A 4,969-nucleotide genomic window follows, 5' to 3' on the forward strand; every position below is an offset into this window, starting at 1 on the left:
GCAAGTGGCAAATTTCGTCTGACGGTGGAAGCGAACCAAAATGGAGACGTGATGGGAAAGAGTTATTCTACCTGACAGCAGATGGTACGATGATGGCCGTTCCTATCACAACGCAACCAAATTTCAACGCAGCTCTTCCTGTTCCTTTGTTTAAAACCGGTACCCTTCCGATTACGCTTGGAGCCTGGGGAGGTGATGCTCAGTATGATGTCTCGCATGATGGATCGAAATTTCTGATCAATACGATCGTCACGCAGCCCACTCTGGCGAATCTTTATGTAATCGTAAACTGGAAAGCGCCAGGTTCTTCACAATAAAATTCTCGCAATACCCTAATTTCGCTGCCCATTCCAAAATTCAAATTGAAGCTTTCGAATTAATTTGCGTTTGTAGGAAGTCCAACGCGCTTCAGTATTGCTTGGAAACGGGGCTTGGATCGCAAGAGATCCATGTTTGGATCCACATGTAAGAAAACAATCCAGTCATCCCGTTCCTCACAAGCTTTCTCCAGCCATTCGAGTGCGCGATTCCTCTCTCCTAGCCCAACGTACAATTCCGCGAGCATGTAAGGACGAACGTACTCCCGCTTCCGTTTCTCCTGGAGATTTTCAAGGATTTTGCTTGCCTCTGCTTTCTTTCCTGAAAGTCCATATGCCAATCCCAACAAAGGTGTAAACATGGGATCGGCGGGATCCAACAGCTGAAGTCCCTTGATTTCGTTAATGGCAGCTTCGTACTGACCTGTTTCTATATAGACCCTCGCCATTTGATACCCTGCCTGCGTTAGATTAGGTTGCAGTTCGGATACCCTCTTAAATTGCGCGAGCGCTTCCTCATACCGGCGGGAGAAGCGGTATACCATTCCGAGATCAATAATCCGCCACATACTGAGTGGGTCCAGTTCTTTTGCTTTCTTAGCCTCTGCAAGGGCAAGCTCTTGTCGGCCGGTACGACCAAGGTACCAAGCATAGGCCCCGCGAATGCCTGCATCATTGGGCTGCAACTCGATCGCTCGACGGTATTCCTCTCCAGCGGCAGTCTGGTTCCAAGTGTAGTAGTGATGCACTCTACCGAGAATCTCATGTGCTTCCGCCAGAGTATCATCCAGTTGCACAGCCCGAAGTGCAGCTTCGTTCGCCTTACTATAGGCTTCTGACGGCGTAAGTAACGCCGCTAGGCCTGAATCCAAGTAAGCATTACCAAGCGCCGCTTGAACTAAGGGGTCTTGAGGATCCAGCGTTGCGGCCTGCTGGAGAAGTTGAGAAGCTTTCTGAAATTCCTCTACAGTATAAGATTTCCGATAATAATACAGCGCTTTCAAATATGCTTCGTGAGCGGCCGGATTTACCGAGCGTTTATCGGACAACCGTTTCTGTTCTTGAGGTGTGAGCTTTGCTTGAATCTCCTGCACAATCGCCTGAGCCACCTCGCTATGAAGTGCCAGCACCCCTTGCATTTGCCGCTGATAACTTCGAGCCCAGAGATGGCGGTCAGAGGGTCCATGAATCAACTGCACCGTAATTCGAACCTGATCCCCTTCGCGAAGCACTGAGCCCTCTACAAGAGCATCGACGTCTAACTTCTTTGCAATTTCCGGAAGCGGCTTTTTTGCGTCTTTATATTGCATCGAAGAGGTACGCGAGATCACTTTTAATGCGCTGATTTTGGAGAGCTCAGCAATCAATTCTTCCGTCATTCCGTCCACAAGATATTGCTGGTTGGAGTCCCCGGAAAGATTTTGTAGCGGTAACACCGCGATCGATTCGATCTTATCCAAACCTCCGGAGGGTATTTTCCATTGTTTCCATAGAACTCCTAAAGCAAAGGCGACCAAAATAAGTACTGCTGCAAGCGGCCAAAGTCTTCGATGTGGTAGGGCGTCAGGCTTTATTTCCGGTTTGGCGACCGTCGCCACCATTTTCAATGCACCTAACAATTCCTGTACCGAAGTAAACCTTTGAACCGGTTCTTTTCGCAAGCAACGAGAGATGATCTCACGCAGGGGCTTTGGAACCTCATTGCTTACTGGAGGTGGCTCTTTGTGAAGGATAGCTCCAATGGTTTCTTGATTCGTATTCCTACGAAAAGTGTTAGTGCCTGTTACCATTTCGTACAGCACGCAGCCGAACGAAAAGATGTCCGTGCGTGCATCCACATCAGTTCCGCGCACCTGCTCAGGGGACATGTAGGGAACTGTGCCTCGAATCACTCCACTCTCTGTTTCTACTGATCTAGTGACTTCTTGTGTCCTCCCTTCTTCTGATACGATCCGTGTGAGTCGTGCCAAACCAAAATCGAGAATCTTAATGCCACCATCGTTGGTAAGAAAAATATTCTCCGGTTTCAGATCTCGATGGATCACACGTTTCGAATGTGCTGCAGAAAGTCCTTCTGCAATGGCAATTGCGATTTCCAACGCCCTATCTAGTTCGATTGGCTCGCGAGCCATCCGCATCCGCAACGTTTGCCCCTCCAGTAATTCCGTAACTAAGAACGAGATATCGTTGGTAGTGTCAAACTCGTAAATTGCCAGAATATTCGGATGGTTGAGTGTAGCGATAGCTTTTGCCTCTCGCTCAAAACGCTTCAGAGCCTCATGGTCACTTGTTAAATGTTGCTGCAAGACCTTGATGGCAACCTTGCGATCCAGCCGGGTATCTATGGCGCAGTAGACATCCCCCATGCCACCACTGCCAAGCAGTTCCAAAATTTGGTAAGGCCCCATGGATTTCGGCGGGAGATGCTTCCTAATTAGTAATTGGATAATTTCATTTGCTAGGGGCGTTTCCAAGAACCCCTCATGCTTTTGAAGTGACAGTAGAATTGCATGCAATTCTTCGCGCAAGCGGTCATCACCGCCACATGCTTGTTTTAGGAATGAAGGCCAATCTTCAGGATTGTGATCCAGTGCGGCTTCTAGCAACTTGTCAATTTGATGCCATTGCTCCGGAGTCATGATTAGCCTCCGATTTCAATTGGTGGTAAAGGATTCCGCAACGAACGATCATTCTCTTCCACTAGGCGCAAATAAGCTTCATGAACAAGTGCTGTAGTTTGCAATAGGTGACCTGGGCTCTCCCGCCAATTTACGTTGCGCCAGGCCATTAGCAAATGCGTTATTTCGGTCGACTCCGCACGCACCGTGGTTTCCTGAGTTTCAGTATACCACCCGGTATCTGTTGATACCGATTTCAAGCGAATTGTCGCTAGTGATGAATAGCATGATCGGACAAACGATCTTGCATTTCAGTATTCGAGAAAAACTTGGAGCAGGCGGAATGGGGGAAGTCTACCTGGCAGAAGATTCCATATTGAACCGCCAGGTCGCAAGAAAAGTCATAGCGAAAAGAATAGAAGCGCCTTCGGTATTCTTTGATTAAGGCGCCATATTCCGAATTGAGATTCAGGCAGTGAGCTGGTTGATGATGCGGCGACGAGTCTCTTGTACAGGTTCGATGGCTTCAGTATTGGCAAAGTTCAAAGCTTCGCGAGTTAGAATCGCAAGCAAGCGAGCGCGGTTTACTACTGGATGCTTTTTGTCAGTATCGAGTTTGATCGCTTGTTCAAAATCGAGTGCCGCTTCCACAATCTTTCCTTGATTGAGATGCACTTCTCCGCGGTTTGTCAGCGCTACCGCCAAGAATGGACTGTCCGGAAACCTGCACTAGAATCGTTGTCTTCTCAAAGGTATCCTTAGCGCTGAAATTCCGGCTGGAGTCGCCTGCGACACGCCATTCGCAACCGAACTGATCCCTGTTGTCGTTACTTCTTGGCCGACCTTCGCTGGGGTCATTCCAGCATTCCATCTGATTTCCATCTTACTCTCCTCCGAATTTTCAATTACTCGTTCCCAGACTTGGTCTTTAGCGGTTCTGTTGCTGCAACAGGCTCCTCCTCACGCTCAGCCTCCCCATCTAGAATTGGTGTTGCGGACTCAAATCGAATAGACGGAAAAAACTTCTCTGCCTTTAGCACGGGTTCTGACGAGTTGTATTCAGCAATCGGCCCGGTTTGAGTTGGAAGGAATTCTTTTTGATCCTTAACAAATTCCTTCGTAGTCTCTTGAGTTCCCCCTGCCTTAACAAAATCTATTCCGGCCTGTTTGTTGTCAGATTCCAACCCTGAAGCTAAACCTTTGTCGCTTTTTTTAACTTCTTTTAATCCATTGGCTACACCGCCCAAAATGCCCCCGTAAGAAGAAGCTGTTTTTGCCATGATTGCTGATTCGGCCATTTTATTTTCCGCATTCCTTGTTTGTTTGATGTACTCCTTTTGTTCATTTGAAAGCGGACGAAATTCAGCCGGTTTGTATTCCTTTCCAATCTCTGGTTTTTTTTCTGATCCCTCCGGCGGCGCTGATTGAATAGAATGGATGCTTTGATGGCCCGTTGTTTTGATCTCCGACATAAGTCCTCCTTACAGACTGTCTCCACTCTGTACAGACGTTTAAAAAAGCAAAATTCCACATTTGCGGGATGCGAGATGCGGGATGCGCGGTACGGGTGATACCATTGGAGAAGGTGGTTGAATGATTCCTCTTACAGTGATTCTCCTCTTTTTACCCCTTTGTTCTGTTGCAGATGATGTGCAGACTCCGGCTTTATGGCAGCAACTTTATCAGCAGGGCGACGAACTGGAGAAAATCGGAAAGTATTCCGAAGCGATTGCCAAATACGAAAAGAGTCTGAAAAGTGCTGAAGAGTCTGATGACAATGCGGCTGCCGCAAAAAGTTTGATTGGTATTGGGCGGATACGAACGAAGCTCGGGGAATATGCGGAAGCCATGAAGCTCATTCAGCAGGGAAGAGTGTTAAGCGAGCAGATCAATGATCGATCTACTATCGTTTCGGCGCTGGTTGGAATCAGCGAACTTCATGAACGGGAAAGCCGTTTTCAGGAAGCTCTCCAGTCGTCAGAGCAAGCATTAGCGATTGCGCAAGAATCAAAAGACAAGCAATCGTTGTCAGCA

The 4,969-nt window shown here is 47.9% G+C and carries 7 protein-coding genes; 3 read left to right on the forward strand and 4 right to left on the reverse strand.

Annotated elements, in window-relative coordinates:
• Positions 1–317: hypothetical protein (locus L0156_23250; protein MCI0605914.1), on the forward strand; the 317-nt coding region annotated here is incomplete at its 5' end.
• Between the two features lie 59 nt (positions 318–376).
• Here the strand turns inward: L0156_23250 and L0156_23255 are convergent.
• Positions 377–2,956 carry a protein kinase gene (locus tag L0156_23255; GenBank protein MCI0605915.1) on the reverse strand — a complete coding sequence of 860 codons (2,580 nt, stop codon included), beginning with the start codon at positions 2,954–2,956 and terminating at the stop codon, positions 377–379.
• A 265-nt stretch (positions 2,957–3,221) separates the two neighbouring features.
• On the opposite strand from L0156_23255, the gene L0156_23260 reads away from it, so the two are divergent.
• Positions 3,222–3,380, forward strand: a complete 159-nt coding sequence (locus L0156_23260) for a hypothetical protein (protein ID MCI0605916.1) — start codon at positions 3,222–3,224, stop codon at positions 3,378–3,380.
• Between the two features lie 23 nt (positions 3,381–3,403).
• On the opposite strand, the gene L0156_23265 is transcribed toward L0156_23260, so the two are convergent.
• The 3 genes from L0156_23265 to L0156_23275 are packed head-to-tail and all read right to left on the reverse strand — an operon-like array spanning position 3,404 to position 4,407.
• The gene (locus tag L0156_23265; protein MCI0605917.1) at positions 3,404–3,640 is read right to left on the reverse strand and encodes a tetratricopeptide repeat protein; all 237 of its coding nucleotides are present in this window, start codon (positions 3,638–3,640) and stop codon (positions 3,404–3,406) included.
• Between the two features lie 24 nt (positions 3,641–3,664).
• Entirely contained in the window at positions 3,665–3,817 is a 153-nt protein-coding gene (locus L0156_23270; protein ID MCI0605918.1) for a hypothetical protein, read from the reverse strand.
• Between the two features lie 23 nt (positions 3,818–3,840).
• Positions 3,841–4,407: a hypothetical protein gene (locus L0156_23275; protein MCI0605919.1), complete on the reverse strand. Its 567-nt coding sequence runs from the start codon at positions 4,405–4,407 to the stop codon at positions 3,841–3,843.
• A gap of 121 nt (positions 4,408–4,528) precedes the next feature.
• Between L0156_23275 and L0156_23280 the strand changes: the two genes are divergently transcribed.
• A partial coding sequence (locus tag L0156_23280) for a tetratricopeptide repeat protein (GenBank protein ID MCI0605920.1) occupies positions 4,529–4,969 on the forward strand: 441 nt, incomplete at its 3' end.

It is taken from the genome of bacterium, assembly GCA_022616075.1.
Classification (GTDB): Bacteria; Acidobacteriota; HRBIN11; order JAKEFK01; family JAKEFK01; genus JAKEFK01.